General features: G+C 42.9%; 15 protein-coding genes and 1 other annotated feature. Of the genes, 2 read left to right on the top strand and 13 right to left on the bottom strand.

What is annotated here, in order from left to right; translation table 11 throughout:
* Positions 1 to 13: 13 nt before the first annotated feature.
* Positions 14 to 2,665 carry a valine--tRNA ligase gene (locus tag E4U82_RS03980; protein WP_135108760.1) on the bottom strand — a complete coding sequence of 884 codons (2,652 nt, stop codon included), beginning with the start codon at positions 2,663 to 2,665 and terminating at the stop codon, positions 14 to 16.
* Between the two features lie 56 nt (positions 2,666 to 2,721).
* Positions 2,722 to 2,949: a binding site (T-box leader), on the bottom strand.
* A 202-nt stretch (positions 2,950 to 3,151) separates the two neighbouring features.
* Here E4U82_RS03980 and E4U82_RS03975 point away from each other — a divergent pair.
* On the top strand, positions 3,152 to 3,340 hold the full coding sequence (locus E4U82_RS03975) for a hypothetical protein (protein WP_135108759.1): 189 nt from the start codon (positions 3,152 to 3,154) through the stop codon (positions 3,338 to 3,340).
* Here the strand turns inward: E4U82_RS03975 and E4U82_RS03970 are convergent.
* From E4U82_RS03970 to hemA, 8 genes are all read right to left on the bottom strand, one after another.
* On the bottom strand, positions 3,337 to 4,350 hold the full coding sequence (locus E4U82_RS03970) for a phosphotransferase (protein WP_135108757.1): 1,014 nt from the start codon (positions 4,348 to 4,350) through the stop codon (positions 3,337 to 3,339). The two genes, E4U82_RS03975 and E4U82_RS03970, sit on opposite strands and share 4 nt — an antisense overlap.
* Before the next feature lie 71 nt (positions 4,351 to 4,421).
* The gene (spoVID, locus tag E4U82_RS03965; protein WP_245183520.1) at positions 4,422 to 5,465 is read right to left on the bottom strand and encodes a stage VI sporulation protein D; all 1,044 of its coding nucleotides are present in this window, start codon (positions 5,463 to 5,465) and stop codon (positions 4,422 to 4,424) included.
* Positions 5,466 to 5,860: 395 nt separating this feature from the next.
* Positions 5,861 to 7,150, bottom strand: a complete 1,290-nt coding sequence (gene hemL / locus E4U82_RS03960) for a glutamate-1-semialdehyde 2,1-aminomutase (RefSeq protein ID WP_135108755.1) — start codon at positions 7,148 to 7,150, stop codon at positions 5,861 to 5,863.
* A 21-nt stretch (positions 7,151 to 7,171) separates the two neighbouring features.
* A complete protein-coding gene (hemB, locus tag E4U82_RS03955; RefSeq protein WP_135108753.1) occupies positions 7,172 to 8,152 on the bottom strand; it encodes a porphobilinogen synthase in 981 nt (326 codons plus the stop codon).
* A gap of 15 nt (positions 8,153 to 8,167) precedes the next feature.
* On the bottom strand, positions 8,168 to 8,932 hold the full coding sequence (locus E4U82_RS03950) for a uroporphyrinogen-III synthase (RefSeq protein ID WP_135108752.1): 765 nt from the start codon (positions 8,930 to 8,932) through the stop codon (positions 8,168 to 8,170).
* Positions 8,932 to 9,861 (bottom strand): hydroxymethylbilane synthase, encoded by a 930-nt coding sequence (gene hemC / locus E4U82_RS03945; RefSeq protein WP_135108751.1) that lies wholly within the window; start codon positions 9,859 to 9,861, stop codon positions 8,932 to 8,934. The genes E4U82_RS03950 and hemC overlap by 1 nt, the downstream gene beginning before the upstream one ends.
* Positions 9,862 to 9,882: 21 nt before the next feature.
* Positions 9,883 to 10,704 carry a cytochrome C assembly family protein gene (locus E4U82_RS03940; RefSeq protein WP_135108750.1) on the bottom strand — a complete coding sequence of 274 codons (822 nt, stop codon included), beginning with the start codon at positions 10,702 to 10,704 and terminating at the stop codon, positions 9,883 to 9,885.
* 18 nt (positions 10,705 to 10,722) lie between these two features.
* Positions 10,723 to 12,093, bottom strand: a complete 1,371-nt coding sequence (hemA, locus tag E4U82_RS03935; RefSeq protein ID WP_135108918.1) for a glutamyl-tRNA reductase — start codon at positions 12,091 to 12,093, stop codon at positions 10,723 to 10,725.
* A 223-nt stretch (positions 12,094 to 12,316) separates the two neighbouring features.
* On the opposite strand from hemA, the gene E4U82_RS03930 reads away from it, so the two are divergent.
* Entirely contained in the window at positions 12,317 to 12,808 is a 492-nt protein-coding gene (locus E4U82_RS03930; protein WP_342447717.1) for a LiaI-LiaF-like domain-containing protein, read from the top strand.
* Between the two features lie 43 nt (positions 12,809 to 12,851).
* Here E4U82_RS03930 and yihA read toward each other — a convergent pair whose 3' ends face one another.
* From yihA to tig, 4 genes are all read right to left on the bottom strand, one after another.
* Positions 12,852 to 13,433, bottom strand: coding sequence for a ribosome biogenesis GTP-binding protein YihA/YsxC (gene yihA / locus E4U82_RS03925; RefSeq protein WP_135108747.1), 582 nt, complete (start codon positions 13,431 to 13,433; stop codon positions 12,852 to 12,854).
* Positions 13,414 to 15,750 (bottom strand): endopeptidase La, encoded by a 2,337-nt coding sequence (gene lon / locus E4U82_RS03920; protein WP_135108745.1) that lies wholly within the window; start codon positions 15,748 to 15,750, stop codon positions 13,414 to 13,416. Before lon ends, yihA begins: the two co-directional genes overlap by 20 nt.
* Positions 15,751 to 16,175: 425 nt before the next feature.
* Positions 16,176 to 17,456 carry an ATP-dependent protease ATP-binding subunit ClpX gene (gene clpX / locus E4U82_RS03915; protein ID WP_135108743.1) on the bottom strand — a complete coding sequence of 427 codons (1,281 nt, stop codon included), beginning with the start codon at positions 17,454 to 17,456 and terminating at the stop codon, positions 16,176 to 16,178.
* A 453-nt stretch (positions 17,457 to 17,909) separates the two neighbouring features.
* Positions 17,910 to 19,196, bottom strand: coding sequence for a trigger factor (gene tig, locus E4U82_RS03910; RefSeq protein WP_135108742.1), 1,287 nt, complete (start codon positions 19,194 to 19,196; stop codon positions 17,910 to 17,912).
* Positions 19,197 to 19,262: the final 66 nt, after the last annotated feature.

The following is a 19,262-nucleotide window of genomic DNA, read 5'->3' as shown; positions in this document are numbered from 1 at the left end:
CGCTTTACTGATGTTATGATCTTAATTCCGCAAGCCTCGCTTTTACCTTAGCCTGCTTTTCCAGGTAATCGGACTCTTTCTGTCTTTCTTCATCCACAACATGCTCAGGCGCTTTATTAACAAAGCCTTCATTCGCCAGCTTTTTCTGTACACGCTCAACTTCTCTTGTCCATTTGGTCAGCTCTTTTTCCAGCCGTTCAATTTCTTTGTCAAAATTAATCAGCCCTTCAAGCGGCAGAAATAGTTCTGCACCGGTAACAACCGCCGACATCGCTTTTTCCGGTGTTTCCACGTCCGTTGTGATCACCAATTCGCTTGGATTACAGAAATGGTCCAAATAGCTCCGGTTCTTTTCCAATTCATTCGTAATAGCGTCATTCTCTGTTCTGATATACAGTTTAATTTGCTTAGACAATGGCGTGTCCACTTCCGACCGGATATTACGTACAGACTTAATAATGGAAACAAGCCTCTTCATTTCGTTTGACGCCACTTCATCATGAAATGCCGGTTTTATTTCCGGCCAATTGGCTACCGTTATAGACTCGCCCTTGTGCGGAAGCTGCTGCCAGATTTCTTCGGTAATAAACGGCATATACGGATGCAGCATCCGCATGGTTTGGTCGAGAACATAAGCGAGCACTGACCGGGTGGTCTGTTGCTGTTGCTCATCATCCCCGTAGAGCGGCAGTTTGGCCATTTCAATATACCAGTCACACAGTTCATCCCAAATAAAATTGTATAAATGACGCCCTGCCTCACCAAATTCATATTTATTCGTATTTTTCGTAACGTGTTCAATGGTTTCATTTAACCGTGTCAGGATCCATTTATCCGCAAGTGACTTTTCCCTGTTTAAATCAATATCTTCATAAGCGAAGTTTTCCATATTCATCAGCGAAAAACGGGACGCATTCCACACTTTATTAGCAAAATTCCACGTCGATTCAACTTTTTGCCAGTGGAAGCGCAAATCCTGCCCCGGCGTTGAACCAGTCAATAAAAAGTATCGCAATGAATCAGCGCCATATTGATCAATCACATCCATCGGGTCGACGCCATTGCCGAGTGACTTGCTCATTTTCCGCCCTTCCGAATCGCGGATCAGGCCATGGATGAGAACATCTTTGAATGGCCGTTTACCGGTAAACTGTTTTGACTGAAAAATCATCCGGGCAACCCAGAAAAAGATGATATCGTATCCAGTCACAAGCACGTCTGTCGGGAAATAACGCTTGAAGTCTTCTGAATCTTCATCAGGCCAGCCCATCGTTGAGAACGGCCATAAAGCTGATGAAAACCATGTATCAAGCACATCTTCATCTTGTTCCCAGTTTTCAATATCGGCTGGCGCTACCTTCCCGACATATATTTCTCCTGTTTCTTTGTGGTACCAGGCCGGAATCCGGTGACCCCACCAGAGTTGCCGGGAAATACACCAGTCCCGGATATTTTCCATCCAATGCAGGTATGTCCGTTCAAACCGGTCCGGAACGAAATGAACTTTTCCATCCCCATCTTGAAGCCCGATGGCGTCATCTGCCAGCGGCTGCATATGAACAAACCATTGCGTGGATAAATAGGGTTCGACAACTGCGCCACTTCGTTCAGAGTGGCCAACTTGATGAACATGCTCCTCTATATCAAACAGCACGCCCTGTTCCTGCAGATCGTTCACGATTTGTTTCCGACATTCGAACCGGTCCATCCCCTGGTAGTGTCCGGCATTTTCATTCATTGATCCGTCTTCATTCATGACTAGAATACGCTCAAGATCATGCCGATTGCCAATCTCAAAGTCGTTCGGGTCATGGGCAGGTGTAATTTTGACCGCACCGGAACCCATTTCCATATCGACATACGTGTCAGCTACAATTTCCATTTCCCGGCCGACAATCGGAAGAACTACGGTTTTACCGAGAAGATGCTGGTAACGCTCATCATCCGGATGAACAGCGACTGCTGTATCCCCAAGCATGGTTTCCGGGCGGGTCGTGGCAATTTCAATTGTTTCATCACTGTCTTTGATCGGATAACGCATATGATAAAATTTACCTTGGACTTCCGCGTATTCAACTTCTATATCGGAAAGGGCTGTTTGTGTATCCGGATCCCAGTTGATAATGTATTCGCCACGGTAGATTAATCCTTTTTCATATAAGGTAACGAATACTTCCCGGACAGCATCAGACAAACCACTATCCAATGTAAACCTTTCGCGTGAATAATCCAGTCCCAGACCTAATTTTTCCCATTGCGAGCGGATAAAATCAGCATATTCTTCCTTCCAGTCCCAGGAAATATCCAAAAACTTTTCCCGACCGAGATCATGCCGGTTTTCACCTTGTTCTTTCAATTTGGCTTCCACTTTTGCCTGTGTGGCAATTCCCGCATGATCCATGCCAGGCAGCCATAGTACATCATAACCCTGCATCCGCTTCATCCGGGAAATCGTATCCTGCATTGTCGTATCCCATGCATGCCCCAAGTGTAGTCTTCCCGTCACATTTGGCGGCGGAATCACGATTGTAAACGGTTCTTTTTCCTTCTCATCTGTCGTTTCAAAAAATTTACCTTCCACCCAAAACCGATACATGTCTTTTTCAATTTCATTCGGATTATACTTGGATGACATCGATCTTGTTGTGTAGTCTTCACTCGCCATGGGCTCTGTTCCTCCTTTAATCTTACGTTAAATACAACAAAAAATCCTTTTCATCCATAAAGGACGAAAAGGACTTGGGTTCCGTGGTACCACCTTTGTTCATAGGCAGGAAGCGCCTATGCACTCATCACATGATAACGGTCAGCTACCGGCATTCTTCTACTCAATTCAAAGAAGCAGCTTCATGGGCGACCTTCCAGCATGATCATTCCCGGGAAATTCCCACCAGACATTCCCTCTCTTCACGGTCATCATTCTGTACTCTTCCCAATCATCGCTTGTAAATGTTGTTATTTATTTTACCGTTTTTCAATCACAAAATCAACTATTACGATAAGAATGGCACAAAAGGGCTTGTTGTATACATACTATATTATTAGAAAAACCCGCATTCACTCGTCCTTTAGTGAATGAGTGTTTTTCTGATAAGGTCACCCATAACTTTTACTTTCTGACGTTACAAAAAAAGAAAGAGGTGCATCCAAAATGGCGCGTTATTACCGCTACCGGCTACCGCCATGGGCACGAAATTGCATTATTATCATCGAAAAAGTAACGATGCCGATATTAATTTTTCAATTAGTCCGCACGCTGTTGTTTCCAACGTCACTGGATGTCTTTTTACTTGGCGCATTAACCGGGTTATTTATTGCCTTTTACCTGGAATGGATTTAACTTTCAGCTTCATTTTCAAAGTTGGCACTGCTGTCATCGTATTCATGGTGGTGCGACCATCGGAGTCCGAACTCCAATTGCCGGAAAGCACGCTGCAACAATTGAACGTGTTCAACCATCGTCAATGGTCCGGAGTTCGCCATGTACGCATCAATAAGTGCTATGTAATGAGAAGGGTCGAGTAAATAAATCGTGAGCAAATGCTGTTCACTGATCGTCAATGGGTTTTTATCCTGATATGATTGGAACAATTCAGCCCATTGTGCGGTCTGCTGGTTGTTGAATTGTGCTTCTTTTTGCAACAGCATTGCCAAATCCAAGACAGCATTATCATAGGTCGCCTTTTCCCAATTAATCAAATACGTACGGTTGCGATAAAGAAAATGGGATGAATCCAGGTCCCCGTGTAAAAGACTATAATTCCATTTGGGCTCATGTTCCAGCTGATCTTTCAACCGCTCGAGATGGTTATTCAATTCATCCAAAACATTCGTCAGCACATGATAATGCGTACAAACCTGCAGCTCAAATGGTGACATAAATCGGTTTTGTTCAAACATCGCCACATACGTTAATAATGTATGGTGGTATTCAGCACAGTATTGTTGGTAATCATTGAATTCCTGAATGATCGGAGCTGTATCAATGGATAAAGATTGTTTCGTTTTCGCATGAACATCCCCCATCGCTTCATACGCAGTTTTGATAACCCGTTCATCATCGGGCTTTTCGTCGGATATCCATGGGGTTAAGTAATAATAGGAATCGTCTTGTTTTACGTACAAGTCGGATTGGTTTGTTAAATAAACCGGTAATATATTTGATAAATTAGAGGCATAAGCCTGATGATAAACCTGTTCCCATGCTAAAAGATTCGTTTCCGTCAATTTGCTTTGTTTTAGTGCATATGCATGCTGGCCGTCACTTACTTTGTGAAGCCGGTTTGAAATCTGCTCAATATGATATGGGGATACCCCATAAGCGGCTGCTATTCGTTTAATTGCTGCCACACGTACCCTTCACCACCTTTTTAAAGAAGCAGATACCCCTTACCGCAAACAAGCAAGGGGTGTTAAGTTTCCTATGAATTTTTCCGATATGGAATATATAATAGTTGACCTTCTTCCAAACCTTCTTCAGTTAGCCGATTTTGTTTTAACAGCTGGAGTGCAGATATCTCATACCGTTCTGCAATCGATTCTACTGTATCATGATCCTGTACGATACATAGTCGCATTTTAGTAAACGTTTCTTCCTCATCATTTCTAAACATGTCAGCCAAATAGCGGACATCTTCCAGTGATTCTACTGGGTCTTCCGTGCTTTCCTCTTCATAATCTGCATCATCCGAAAACGCAGAAGGCTCCTCCGGGTTTTGAGCATTTTCCACTGCCCCTGATGACTCCTCATGGGATGATTCTTTTTCATCCTTGGCAAAAAATTCGGCGAGCGTCTGCGATTTTTTATTCTTCCAACGTGCCTTGGCTGAGGATGATTCATCTTCTGCCGGCTCATCTACGAATTGATCTTCTTGCTGCGACAAGACCGGCGGATGTTCCTGATAGATCGCTTCATCTGATTCCGTCTCTTCTTTTTCCATCTTTAAATCAAATTCAAATGTTTCCTCGTCCCGGTCAGGTAATGCAGATTCTTCTTCAGGTTCGTTCCCGTTCGTGTTTGCCATTCCATCACTGATCCCGAGTATTTCGATTGTTGAATTTAGCTTCAACTGATTCTGGTCAGGTATTTCATAGTCGAATGATTCAATACCAACTGTCACGTCATCCAGATCAGATACACGATAGGCCGGAACAGAAATTTCAACTGGGAAACGGTGCGTAAACTCTGCCTGATCATCATCAAGGTTAACGACTTTTTCAACATACCGCCTCGAATGATAATCGTCATAATCAAATGTATTTTCATCCGCTTCCGGGGGTGCCCCTTCTTTTTGATAAGAGCCACGAAGTTCAATAACACCCCTGATTGAAATATAATCATTGAATGGCTGTATGGAAATGTCCGGATCCAGTGAAATTCCCGTCATTTCACCAACTTCCTGTCCTTTTTCAAAATAAAGCGATTCATTTAATTCAAAACGAAAGACTTCCTGCCCAGTTCCCAAGCGATTTCCTCCCTTCAGCATATATTCCATATACTTATACGTCTCAGTTCAACTATATGACACAGAATGGAAGGATATGCCTTTATGATGAAAACGCTCCGGTGTTTTTTGACCCAGGAAAAAAGCTATCCCGGTATAATGGAATAGCTTCTGTTTTTTTTAAAGATAAGAAAGTATAAAATTTTTGGCTATATTAAGCTCTTTGTCAGCAATAGCCATGTCCAGCTTCGACGTACAGGACGTACTAGTGCCGGCGTTGGCACAGGACGTGCCGAACTTAGCCGGCCAGCGCCTACCCCCTCGAGGTCTTAAGCAATCATTTTACGTGGCCAAACCCGCCACTGCAAATTCTTGCTTAAGCTTTTCGGGGGTGAACAAGGCGCCCCGCGCTTTTCTTATTTTTCTATTTTCGAAAATGCTGTACGTACAGCCTGAATGGTTTTATCAATATCTTCATCCGTATGGGCAGTTGATAAAAAGACACCTTCAAATTGTGATGGCGGCAGGAAGATCCCTTCTTCAATCATTGCCCGGTAGTATTGGGCAAAATAATCAACATTCGCGTTTTGGGCTGTTTCATAGTCAATAACCGGTTTATCCGTGAAGAAGAAACCAACCATTGAACCAGCACGGTTTACGTGAAGCGGAATATCATAGTCAATGGAAGCCTGTTTATACCCTTCTACCAGTTTATCAACTTTTTGATTGATGTCTTCGTACGATGATTCGTCAAGAGCACTTAACGTTTGATATCCTGCTGTCATGGCGAGTGGGTTCCCTGATAACGTTCCTGCCTGATAGATCGACCCAGTCGGGGCAACCTTTTCAATGATTTCACGTTTTCCGCCGTACGCGCCGACAGGCAATCCCCCGCCGATTACTTTTCCGAGACAAGTCATATCAGGCGTGACGCCAAAATAGCCTTGCGCACAGTTATAGCCAACCCGGAACCCGGTCATCACTTCGTCAAAAATCAGAAGTGATCCATTTTCCTCGGTTATCTTCCTTAGTTCCTGCAAGAAGTTTTCCTGCGGCGGTACAACCCCCATATTGCCGGAAACAGGTTCAGCAATAACAGCGGCAATATCATCACCGTATTCAGAAAACGCATAACGGACACTTTCAACATCATTATATGGCACGGTTAATGTGTTTTTGACAATCGATTCAGGAACACCCGGGCTATCCGGCAATCCCAATGTTGCGACACCGGATCCTGCTTTAATGAGTAGTGAATCACTATGGCCGTGGTAGTTGCCTTCAAACTTCAAAATTTTATTACGGCCGGTGTACCCGCGGGCAATTCTTAATGCACTCATGGTGGCCTCTGTTCCTGAGTTTACCATTCGCAGCATTTCAACGGATGGGACCCGTTCCATGACTAGTTCCGCAAGTTTGTTTTCTAGAATAGTCGGTGTACCAAAACTTGTTCCTTTTTCTGTAGCTTCTTTTAAGCTTGAAACAACTCGGTCATCGGCATGTCCTAAAATTAAAGGGCCCCAGCTCAACACATAATCAATGTATTCATTACCGTCAATGTCGGTGATTTTGGAGCCTTTTCCCTGCTCCATAAAGATTGGTGACATCCCGACCGATTGAAAGGCCCGCACCGGTGAGTTCACACCACCTGGCATTAAATCCACCGCTTCATTATAAGCCTCCTGTGACTTGTCAAAATTCCGCATAATTCATCACCCCAATTAAAATTAATTCTGAAGCCAAACAGCTACGTCTTTGGCAAAATACGAGATAATTAAATCCGCACCAGCTCGTTTCATGGCAGTCAGTTTTTCCAGTACCAACGCTTGTTCATCCACCCAACCATTCTGAGCAGCCGCCTTCACCATCGCATATTCGCCGCTGACATTATAAGCGACAACCGGTACATTGGACTGGTTGCGCACATCGCGGACGATATCCAGGAATGACATGGCCGGTTTCACAATCAGAAAGTCTGCGCCCTCTTCAACATCGGTCTCTGCCTCCCGCAGTGCTTCCCGGCGATTTGCCGGGTCCATCTGATAGGTTTTGCGGTCGCCAAACTGTGGTGTACTGTCTGCTGCTTCACGGAACGGACCATAAAAAGCTGACGCATATTTAACAGCATATGACATAATTGGAATATTTTTATATCCGGCATCATCCAGTGCCTGACGGATAACTGTCACAAACCCATCCATCATATTGGAAGGCGCAATGATATCCGCCCCTGCCTCTGCCTGAGATACAGCGGTTTTGGCTAACAGTTTCAAAGACTCGTCATTATCGACATCATGATGATGGATTACACCACAATGACCGTGTGATGTATATTCACACAGACATGTATCAGCAACGACAAGCATTTCCGGCACCTTGCTTTTGATAAGGCGGGTAGCCTGCTGGACAATCCCGCTTTCAACGAATGCGCCCGTACCTTCTTCATCTTTCTCATTCGGAACACCAAAAAGCATCACCGCTTTAATTCCGAGTGACTGCAGTTCTTCCATTTCCGTTTTGACATGGTCAAGTGAAATTTGATAGACATCTGGCATGGATGGCACTTCATTTTTAATGTTTTCGCCTTCAACGATGAAAAGCGGGTAAATGAAATCATCCATTTGCAGATGATTTTCACGGACGAGTGAGCGCATTGCAGGTGTAGAGCGCAGACGACGATGCCGCTTGAACTCCCATTCGTTTGTCATACGAATCTATCCTTTCTATTCATAATATTCTTCCATACGTTTTAACATACCATCGATGGTGAACTCGTTTGGAACAAGAAGATTAGTTAAACCAAATGCAGAAGCGCGTGCTTCGGTTGTTGTGCCAATGCAGACACTTGGTGGCAGGTTCTTAACCGGCACCTCTTTCATTTCCATAAACGCATCAACCGAGGACGGACTCGTAAAGGTCATCACATCCAAATCATATTGCTTTAGGATGGCGTTTAAGTTATCTTTTTCTGAAAAACGGTAGCCTGTTTCATATACTTCCACCATCTGAAAATGGATACCCTGCTTATCCAACCAAAGGGGCAGAACATCCCGCGACCGGTTTCCCCTAATGATAAGAACGGGCTCTTCAATACAGGGGTAAATTGCAAAGAATTCATTTGCCATCGCCTCTGCACTATATGTGGAAGGAATAAAGTCTGCCTGATAACCGTGGCTTTCCAGCGCTTGTGCTGTTTTACGTCCGACAGCAGCAAACTTGCTGTCAGCTAAAAAGGCATTGTCAATAGCGCCATTTCCCAAAAACTGAAAAAAACAATGAACCCCATTAACGCTCGTGAAAAACAGCCACCTGAACGTCTCCCGGGTCTGACGCAGCTTCTTGATTGCTTCATCACCTTTACACGATATCTGTAACAGAGGTATTTCCACAGGTGTGCCGCCAGACTGCAAAACCTTATCTGCAAATTCCTTTGCCTGCTTTTCATCCCGGGTAATTAAAATTCGTTTTCCCTTTAATGGCATGACCATTAACTGTCAAGCTCCTCTTTAACTTGTTCCACAATATCTTTGGCACCCCGGGCAATCAACTTTTCTGCTGCCTCTGTTCCGACAGCTTTCGGGTCGGTCCCGTGTACGACTTCACGTAGCATCGTGCTGCCGTCCGTTTTCCCAACAAAAGCCGTTAATTTGATCTCATTATTATCCAGTGAAGCATAACCGCCAATTGGTACGGAACAGCTGCCTTCCAATAAATTCAGAAAAGTTCTTTCAGCAGTGACCGTTTTCGTTGTATACTCATCACTGATACGAGCCAGTAATTCGCGTAATTCGTGATCATCTTCACGGCACTCAATTGCCAGAGCGCCCTGACCGACGGAAGGAACACAAATATCCGGTTCCAGATATTCGGTAATAAGATCTTCACTTAAACCGACACGTTTCAGGCCGGAAACCGCCAGAATAATCGCATCATAATCTTCTTCATTTAATTTGCGAATACGGGATTCGATATTGCCGCGAATCCATTTGATCTCAACATCAGGCCTCTCCGCCAGGATTTGTGCCTTTCGTCTTAAGCTGCTGGTACCGACAATGGCCCCCTCGGGCAAGTCTTTTAAAGGAATATGATGTTTGGCAATATAGGCATCACGATGATCTTCTCTTACTGGTATTGACGTAATCACAAGACCTTCAGGCATTTCAGAAGGCATGTCTTTCATGCTATGGACAGCAAGATCGATTTCTTTCTCATACATCGCTTTTTCGATTTCTTTAACGAAAAGCGCCTTTCCGCCAACTTTTGACAGTGTGACATTAAGAATCTGATCGCCTTTTGTCACAATTTTTTTCACTTCAAATTCATTGGAAATTCCGGCTTGTTTCAGCCGGTCAATCACCCAATTTGTCTGGGTTAACGCCAGGTTGCTTTTGCGCGATCCGACAACAATATGACGCATCCGTATTCCTCCTTATGAGACCTATTGTAAATGAAAATTGGATAAATTGCTGAACAGAAAAAAGTTAATTAATAAAATGAGAAACGCCGCCGAATTATAGACGGATATTGCTTTTCCCTGATAACCCTTGCCTAATCTTAAAAGCAAGTATAGCACATACACAGCTAGTACAAGTATGGAGCCAATTGTCTTCAGATCAAACCAATAAAACTCAGTGTCTGCAGCATACGCCCAGGCAACGCCAAGAATAATCGCTATCGAGAGAAGCGGTACACCAACTGTCACTGCTTTAAATGAAAGCTGATCAAGCTGCTTCAAGTCACCGATTTTCCATACCCAGCGAAATCCTTTTTTTTGTTTTAAAAACCGGTATTGGGCAAGGTACATGAGTGAAAAAATACAGGAAATAGTAAAAAAACCATACGATACGAATGCCAACGTTATATGTGCAATCAGCATTTCATGAACCAGCTCGATTCCTTTGGTCGGCATATGTTCTGTGGCTGTGGTTGAAATGGATAATAAAAGAATGAAAAAACCAAGTAAATTAATAAAAAACAGCGTAAAATGAACCCGGAAAAGCTTGCTGAGAATAAGTGAAAAAGTGATCAGCACCCAGGCGTAAAAGGACAGACCATCATATAACGTTAATACCGGGAAACTTTTCTCGATAAATGTTTGCTGTAACAAAAAAACGGTTTGCAAAAGCCAAACCATACTAAGCAACCAGAAGGCCAGCCTGTTCGCCTTCCGGTTATATTGTATAAATTCAATAAAGTATCCTACCAGACTCAGTCCATAAATGATCAGTATGATTTCGTAAAGCCACTTTGGATCTTCCATAAGGCAATTCCTTTCATCCTATCGCAAAGATATGCTTTCGGTAACAGGAAAGGATACTTTTTCGTCTGTTTCGTTTAATGTTGGCTTACTTTTTTTAGCCTGTCTTTGCAGCTCTTCCTGGACAGCATCTTCAATTCCAAAAATATCGATAAATTGCTGGAGTGCTTCTTCTTTATTATCATTTGCAGCCAACTCCTTGGCCTGTGTCACCGGTTGTTTTAACAGCTGATTCACAATACTCTTGGTATGTTTGTTCAAGACTTTCTTCTCACGTACCGTTAAATCCGGCATTTTTCGTTCAATACTTTTCATGGTTTCCGCCTGAATGGATAACGCTTTTTTGCGCAGTGCCGATATAACCGGGACAACGCCAAGTGTTTGAATCCAGTCATTAAACGCGGAGATTTCTGCTTCAAGCATGATTTCAATGTTTTCAGCGGCAGCTTTTCTTGTTGCCAGATTTTCATCAACAATATGCTGAAGATCATCAATGTCATACAGGAATACATTGTCCAATTCACCAATCGCCGGATCCAAATCACGTGGAACAGCAATATCAACAAAGAATAGCGCCCTGCCTTTGCGGTGTTTCTGAATGGCTTCCACCGATTCCTTTGATAACATGACTGAATCTGATCCTGTTGAACTGATTAGAATATCGGCATCATAAAGCAGTTCCTGTAATTGTTCAACAGGTTTCGCCTGTGCCTGGAACGTTTCGGCCATTGCCTGGGCTTTTTCAAACGTGCGATTAACCACCGTCATATTCGGCGCTCCGGAACCATGTATGTTCCGGGCTGCCAATTCGCCCATTTTGCCGGCTCCGAGGATGACCACATGTTTTGATTGTAAATTGCCAAAAATTTTCTTTGCCAGTTCAACAGCTGCATAGCTTACAGATACAGCGTGTTCACCAATCGCTGTATCTTTATGCGCTTTTTTGGCAAATGTAATGGCTTGCTTGAACAATTCATTAAAAATCGTTCCGGTCGTCTGATTTTCCTGAGCGGTCAAAAAAGCATGTTTAACCTGACCCAGGATTTGGGTTTCGCCCAGAACCATCGAATCCAGCCCTGAAGTCACCCGGAATAAATGTTCAACCGCTGCATCACTTTCGGTTATGCGCAGATATGGTGAAATGTCTTCTTTATCAATCTGCAGCCAGTCAGCAAGAAATTGCTTAATATAATAACGCCCTGTATGAACCTGATCGGCTACAGCAAAAACTTCTGTCCGGTTACACGTGGAGACAATGACATTTTCAAGAATGCTTTTTTGCTTCTTCAGCTCTATCATCGCTTTATCAATAGCATCTTCAGAAATCATAAACCGTTCCCTGATTTCCAAAGGTGCTGATTTATAATTAAAACCAACTTTGAGTATATGCACCATAATGACCCCCAAAAACTCTAAAACGTCAACCCTTATTATAACATGGACAACCCATAATAATTGTCTTAAAATGTGAACAGATTTTGAAACCAAAATAAAGGTTCAATCGTACTTCATTGTATGTTAATCCGTTTGTACTTTATCACACGCATTTGGGAATACGCAAGAAATCTGCCAGTCGGGAGCTATACATGAAGTGTAACTCTAAACATGAAAGTTGGTGAACCACTTGAAACGGCAACATTCTTTTGCTGCTTATATATTAATCGGCATCGGTGTTTACTTTTTATTACGAGAGTTAAAAATCCCCATTATAACCGATTTCTATTCATGGCCGACATTGCTTATTATTATCGGTATTGCGTTACTTATTCACAGTTATACAGCCAGAGATTATCAGCACTTGTTGAGCGGGACGATTGTATTAGGGCTGGGAATTCACTTTCACGGACTTAACCATTATACGTTCTGGATTGATCATTGGGCTGTTTATCCGTTAATGGTTGGCATTGCTTTTATCATCCGTGGGTTACGAACAAAAAGCGGGATTTTTACCGGCATCATCATAAGTGCAATTTCTATTTTCCTTATTTTTTCAGTTCAATTACCCGCAGCGTTTGGCTGGGTTTATGACGTTACATCATTACTGGAACGTTTTTGGCCGATAATCCTAATTATCATCGGGATATACTGGCTCAAAAGAAAAAAGTAATCCGGCTCCTCAATCGGGTCGGATTACTTTTTAATGAAGCCTTTTAGATAAATTGTCGGATAGCCCGCCAAGCATCATCTTTGCCTTCACCGGTTTCTGCTGAAAAAGGGATGACGATATCCTCAGATTGAACTTCCAATATCTGATGCGTTTGCTTTATGTGACTGGCGCGTTTCCCTTTGGCAATTTTATCAAGCTTTGTGGCGATAACCATTACTGGAAGCTCATAGTACTTCAAAAAATTATACATTAAGACATCATCTTGTGTTGGCTCATGCCGAATATCGGTAATCAGAGCACATGCTTTCAGTGTTTCCCTTATCTCAAAATATTCTTCCATCATGATGCCCCATTTTTCCCGCTCTTTTTTGGAAACTTTCGCATAGCCATAGCCGGGGACATCAACAAAATAAAATTGACTGTTCATTTTATAAAAATTGATTGTCTGTGTTTTACCCGGTTTGGATGACGTCCGGGCCAAATTTTTTCGCTGGATCAGTTTATTGATAAACGATGATTTTCCGACATTTGAACGGCCAGCCAATGCTATTTCCGGAAGCTGGTCGTTCGGATACTGCTTTTGGCTGACGGCACTTATAACAATTTCAGCGTTCGTTACTTTCATGTTTTTCCTCCGTCAATGCGTGTTCTAATACTTGATCCAAATGGTTCACTTTAATAAATGACAGCTCATCGCGCACGCTTTCCGGTATATCCTCAATATTTTTTTCATTTTCTTCCGGGATAATAATCGTCGTCAGACCTGCCCGATGTGCACTCAGGGACTTTTCCTTCAAACCCCCAATCGGCAGCACGCGGCCCCTCAGGGTAATTTCTCCTGTCATACCGACTTCTTTTTTCACTGCTCTGCCCGTTAATGCCGAAACAAGAGCTGTTGCCATTGTTATACCGGCTGATGGTCCATCTTTTGGTGTGGCGCCTTCAGGGACATGAATATGAATATCATTTTTTTCATGAAAATCAGGATCAATATTCAATTCATCAGCACGCGAACGTATGTAGCTAAACGCAGCCTGGGCTGATTCCTGCATCACATCTCCCAACTTACCTGTAAGCGTTAATTTCCCTTTGCCAGGGTAATGCGAAACTTCAATTGATAAAATATCACCGCCGGCAGTTGTGTATGCCAAACCTGTAGCAGCGCCCACCTGATTTTCTTGTTCCCGCATTCCATATCGAAACGAGGGTTTGCCAAGCAATTCTTCTATACTTTTTTCGGTAACAATCACACGTTTCCTTTCACCGGAAATAATAATCTTTGCAGCTTTTCTACAAAGCTTGGCCAACTGACGCTCAAGGCTCCGGACACCAGCTTCACGTGTATAGGTTCTGATCAATTTCAACAGGGCCTCATCACGGATTTGTAGATTGCTTCTTTTTAATCCATTTTCTTTCAGCTGTTTTGGAAATAGATGTTCCCTTGCAATATGCAGCTTTTCCACTTCCGTATAACCTGCTATCGATATAAGCTCCATCCGGTCCATTAGTGGTCCAGGGATGTTATGGACATAATTGGCCGTCGCAATAAACAGTACATTTGATAAGTCGTATGTTTCCTCAATAAAGTGATCACTGAAATGGCTGTTCTGTTCGGGGTCCAGCACCTCGAGCATCGCGGAAGATGGATCGCCGCGGAAATCGGTAGCCATTTTATCGACTTCATCAAGCAAAAATACCGGGTTAACCGTTTCGGCTTTTTTCATTCCCTGAATAATCCGACCTGGCATGGCGCCAATATACGTTCGCCGATGGCCGCGGATTTCAGCTTCGTCACGAATGCCGCCAAGGGAAATACGGACAAAATTTCGATTGATGGAACGGGCAATCGATTTAGCCAGGGACGTCTTGCCGACTCCCGGTGGTCCAACAAGACAAAGAATGGGCCCTTTAATGGATTCTGTCAACTTTTGAACAGCCAGATATTCGAGTATTCGTTCTTTTATTTTTTCAAGTCCGTAATGATCTTCATCCAATATATCCTGTGCTTTGTCAATTTCAATCGTATCGTTCGTTTTTTCCGTCCATGGCAGTGCTAAAAGCCATTCAATATAGTTCCGGATAACCGAACTCTCAGCGGAACTTTGTGGAACTTTTTCAAATCGATTGAGTTCTTTCATCGCTACTTCAGTAATCCGGTCCGGCATATCTGAAGCGTCGACTTTTTCTCTTAGTTGTTCTGCTTCACCGGATTTTCCTTCTTTTTCTCCAAGCTCTTTCTGGATGGCCTTTAACTGCTCACGCAAATAATATTCTTTTTGGGTTTTTTCCATCGACGTTTTGACACGTTGGCCGATTTTCTTTTCCAGATCAAGCACTTTCTTTTCGTTTGAGATGAGTTGAACTAAATGCTGCAAACGCTCTTTGACATTCACCATTTCCAATAAATCCTGCTTGTCCTTTATCTTCAGGGACAGGTGAGACGTTACAATATCGGCAAGCCTGCCCGGTTCATCAATATCCGTTACAGTAGCTAATGTTTCCTTTGTTATTTTTTGTGAAACGTTTATGTATTGTTCGAATTGTTTGAGTAGTGAACGCATAAGTGCTTCTTCTTCATTCTGTTCTCCATGTTCATCTTCCAGCTCATTTATCTCAACTGTAAATTCTTCATTTTCATCGATATAACGGCTGATTTCTCCACGCCTGAGCCCTTCTACCAATACGCGCATAGTGCCATTGGGAAGCTTCAGCATTTGTTTGACATATGCAGCGGTGCCAATTTGATAAATATCTTTTGACTCCGGTTTGTCCAGGCTGACTTGTTTTTGGGCAGCAAGGAAAATGGTTTGGTCCCCCATCATTGCTTTTTCCAGAGCTGCGACAGATTTCTCGCGTCCAACATCCAGGTGCAACACCATAGATGGAAAGACGAGCAATCCCCGCAATGGCAGGAGAGGCAGTTGTGTCGCTTCTTTGGTCATGGTTATGTATACCCCCATCTATACTGGAATAATTTCCGTGCATCTATTGGTCAGTAAACCGTCAAAAATACGGCAGCTAACTGCCCATAAATGAGCCTGGGACATAAGTATTTGTACCAGGAAAAAATCCGAACAACAAAACTGGAATAACCCGCTACGGAAATATACTTCGCCAATTCAATTAATTGTCCGATTTTTGTGCTGAATTTTTCGTTTTGTCCCAGCCTCTTTCAGAAAAAGTTTATAGAAAACGTACCTGTTTGTAAATGATGACTACTTGTCATAGTATAGCCCGGTCGAAAAAAATTACTCAGATCATTGAAACATAGAAAGAGACTGACATCCATCTGATTGCCTCTTGCCCGCTGGTTGCCAGAGGCTCAAACGAATGTCAGTCCCGGAATATTAAATTTCATTCATCTGAATTATGCACTCTCTCTTGGCGAGTTTTCATTTTCATCCTGGACGGTACCATCATGGAACACCAATTTTGGTCTTCCATTTTCAATTTCAACTGTATCTTTTGTAATGATGCATGTTTCAATATCGTCGCGGGAAGGAAGGTCGAACATGACATCCAGCATAATACTTTCAATAATCGACCGTAGACCACGTGCTCCAGTTTTCCGTTCAATCGCTCTGTTGGCAATCGCTCTGAGTGCTTCTTCTTCAAATTGAAGCTCAACATTATCAATTTCAAAGAGTTTTTCATACTGTTTAACCAGAGCATTTTTCGGTTTTGTCAGAATTTCAACTAACGCATCCTCATCAAGTGGGGCCAGGCTGCCGATCACCGGGATTCTGCCAATAAATTCCGGTATCAGACCGTACCGCAACAGATCTTCCGGCAATACTTTCTGCAACAGTTCACTTTGGTCCAGATCCTCCTGCTGACTATCAGATCCGAAGCCAATAACCTTTTTACCCAAACGGCGTTTCACAATCTGATCAATTCCATCAAATGCACCACCGACAATAAATAATACGTTGGTTGTATCAATCTGAATAAATTCCTGATGTGGGTGCTTCCGTCCGCCCTGTGGAGGCACACTGGCTACTGTTCCTTCCAGAATTTTCAGGAGTGCCTGCTGTACACCTTCTCCGGACACGTCACGGGTGATGGAAGGGTTTTCCGACTTACGGGCGACTTTATCAACTTCATCAATATAGATGATGCCTTTTTCCGCTTTTTCCACATCATAATCTGCTGCCTGAATTAATTTCAGCAGAATGTTTTCAACGTCTTCGCCGACATATCCAGCTTCCGTCAGCGACGTTGCATCCGCCATCGCAAACGGTACATTCAAGATTCTTGCAAGTGTTTGGGCAAGCAGTGTTTTACCGGAGCCGGTGGGCCCAAGCATGGCGATATTGCTCTTTGCCAGCTCGACATCGTCGGAATTATTTTGAGGTGTGTTAATTCGTTTATAATGATTATACACCGCTACAGACAAATTCTTTTTAGCTTCTTCCTGGCCAATCACATAATCTGCCAGTGTTTCATTAATTTCCTTTGGTTTAGGAAGTTCTTCAAACTCAGTAGCTTCCTCCGTACCGAGTTCCTCTTCCACGATTTCTGTACAAAGCTCGATACATTCATCACATATATAAACGCCCGGACCAGCCACTAATTTGCGAACCTGATCCTGGCTCTTGCCGCAAAACGAACACTTTAATTGTCCCTTTTCTTCATTGAATTTAAACATTACAATTTCACTCCTAAAAGGTTTAAATCTGCTTCTTATCTTTTTGTGTACATTTTAACTTAACGTCATCATACCAAATCAGAATGTGAAAACAAAACAATAACTCTTCTGCAAAAGCTGATTTAGAAAAACGTGCATCCATTCGTTCTTTAGTGAAGGCGTCGTTTTCCTTATAAGGCCATCTACAACTTATCATATCTGACGTTATACACAACTATGCCACATTCAAGTCATTCTTTTATTAGCGTATGTTCATTGGACAGGATCGATAACAAAAAATAACGAAAGTGGCACTTGATTTTCAGCGGAGCGTTATTTCCTTGCTGACAGAATCGGACATTTACCGAGGAGGTAACCTTTAGCCCCGCTTAATATACGGAAAAAGTGTAAAACAAGGTGCGATAACTCGCACCTTGTTTTACTACAATTATTTCATTGAGTTATCCGCACACCTTACACGGTTTGGCTGTTTTCAACTAAGAACTCAATCGATTTCCTTGCTTTAAGATCTTCCTTAAGTGCGTCGGCGTTCCCGCCCAGCATCTGCTTGAGCTGGTCGACTTCAGTACCGTACATGGATGCCATTTTACTTAGCTCTTCTTCAACATCTTCGTCCGTTACTTCAAGATTTTCAGCATTAAAGATCGCTTCAAGTGTCAGATTTGTTTTGACACGTTTCTCAGCATCTTCACGCATCTGTCCCTTCAAAGCATCGCTATCCTGACCGGAGAACTGATAATACATGTCCATTGTCATACCTTGCATTTGCAGGCGCTGTTCAAATTCCTGGAGCATGCGATCCAATTCCGTTTCAACCATAGGCTTCGGAATATCCGCTTCTGCGTTTTCGGAAGCTTTTTCGATCAATGTTTCTCGTTTTTCGTTATCAGCTTCCTGCTCGCGCTGACTTTGCAAATTTTCTTTTGTCTTCTTTTTCAGTTCATCAAGTGTTTCAACTTCTTCATCAACATCTTTGGCAAATTCATCATCCAACTCTGGCATTTCTTTTGTTTTAACGTCGTGAATCACTACTTTAAAGACGGCTTCTTTTCCTGCCAGGTGTTCTGCATGATAATCTTCAGGGAATGTGACCGTAATTTCCGTTTCTTCCCCGGACGTTTTTCCAATTAATTTCTCTTCAAAACCGGGAATAAATTGACCAGAGCCGACTTCCAGCGAGTAATCTTCACCTTTTCCGCCTTCAAATGCCTCCCCGTCGATAAAGCCTTCAAAATCCATCACGACCGTGTCGCCTTCTTCGACTTCGCCTTCATCTTTAACGATCAGTTCAGCATGGTGTTCACGTTGATGTTCGATTTCGTGTTCTACATCTTCATCTGTGACTTCAACTGACTGCTCTTCCACTTCCAACCCTTTGTACTCACCTAATGTGACTTCCGGTTTAACATTGACGGTTGCTTTGAAAATAAGATCTTTTCCTTTTTCAATTTGATCAATGTCAACTTCAGGCTGTTCAATCGGTTCAATGCCCGTCTCCTCAATAGCATTCGCATAGGCATCCTGCAGCAACAAATCTACGGCATCCTGGTACAGGGATTCGACGCCAAAACGTGATTCAAAAATTTTACGTGGTACTTTTCCTTTACGGAATCCAGGGATTTGCACATCTTTTACAACCTTTTTGAATGCCTGATCCAACGCTTTATCAAATTCATCGGCACTGACATCAAACGTCAGGAGCCCTTGATTCCCTTCTTGTTTTTCCCATTTTGCTGACATAACATACCCTCCAAAATCTATTATTCCTTTCATGATAACGGTGTATTAACATACGTCCGATTTATA

The sequence above is a fragment of the Lentibacillus salicampi genome, assembly GCF_004565465.1.
Taxonomy (GTDB): Bacteria; Bacillota; Bacilli; order Bacillales; family Amphibacillaceae; genus Lentibacillus; species Lentibacillus salicampi.
This window is presented reverse-complemented; position numbering and strand designations above follow the sequence as displayed.

Excerpts from the sequence above, each read along its gene's own strand:
- E4U82_RS03980 (WP_135108760.1), bottom strand. The coding sequence starts at position 2,665 with ATGGCGAGTGAAGACTACACAACAAGATCGATGTCATCCAAGTATAAT.
- E4U82_RS03975 (WP_135108759.1), top strand. The coding sequence starts at position 3,152 with ATGGCGCGTTATTACCGCTACCGGCTACCGCCATGGGCACGAAATTGC.
- hemL (WP_135108755.1), bottom strand. The coding sequence starts at position 7,150 with ATGCGGAATTTTGACAAGTCACAGGAGGCTTATAATGAAGCGGTGGAT.
- hemB (WP_135108753.1), bottom strand. The coding sequence starts at position 8,152 with ATGACAAACGAATGGGAGTTCAAGCGGCATCGTCGTCTGCGCTCTACA.
- E4U82_RS03950 (WP_135108752.1), bottom strand. The coding sequence starts at position 8,932 with ATGGTCATGCCATTAAAGGGAAAACGAATTTTAATTACCCGGGATGAA.
- hemC (WP_135108751.1), bottom strand. The coding sequence starts at position 9,861 with ATGCGTCATATTGTTGTCGGATCGCGCAAAAGCAACCTGGCGTTAACC.
- E4U82_RS03940 (WP_135108750.1), bottom strand. The coding sequence starts at position 10,704 with ATGGAAGATCCAAAGTGGCTTTACGAAATCATACTGATCATTTATGGA.
- yihA (WP_135108747.1), bottom strand. The coding sequence starts at position 13,433 with ATGAAAGTAACGAACGCTGAAATTGTTATAAGTGCCGTCAGCCAAAAG.
- lon (WP_135108745.1), bottom strand. The coding sequence starts at position 15,750 with ATGACCAAAGAAGCGACACAACTGCCTCTCCTGCCATTGCGGGGATTG.
- clpX (WP_135108743.1), bottom strand. The coding sequence starts at position 17,456 with ATGTTTAAATTCAATGAAGAAAAGGGACAATTAAAGTGTTCGTTTTGC.
- tig (WP_135108742.1), bottom strand. The coding sequence starts at position 19,196 with ATGTCAGCAAAATGGGAAAAACAAGAAGGGAATCAAGGGCTCCTGACG.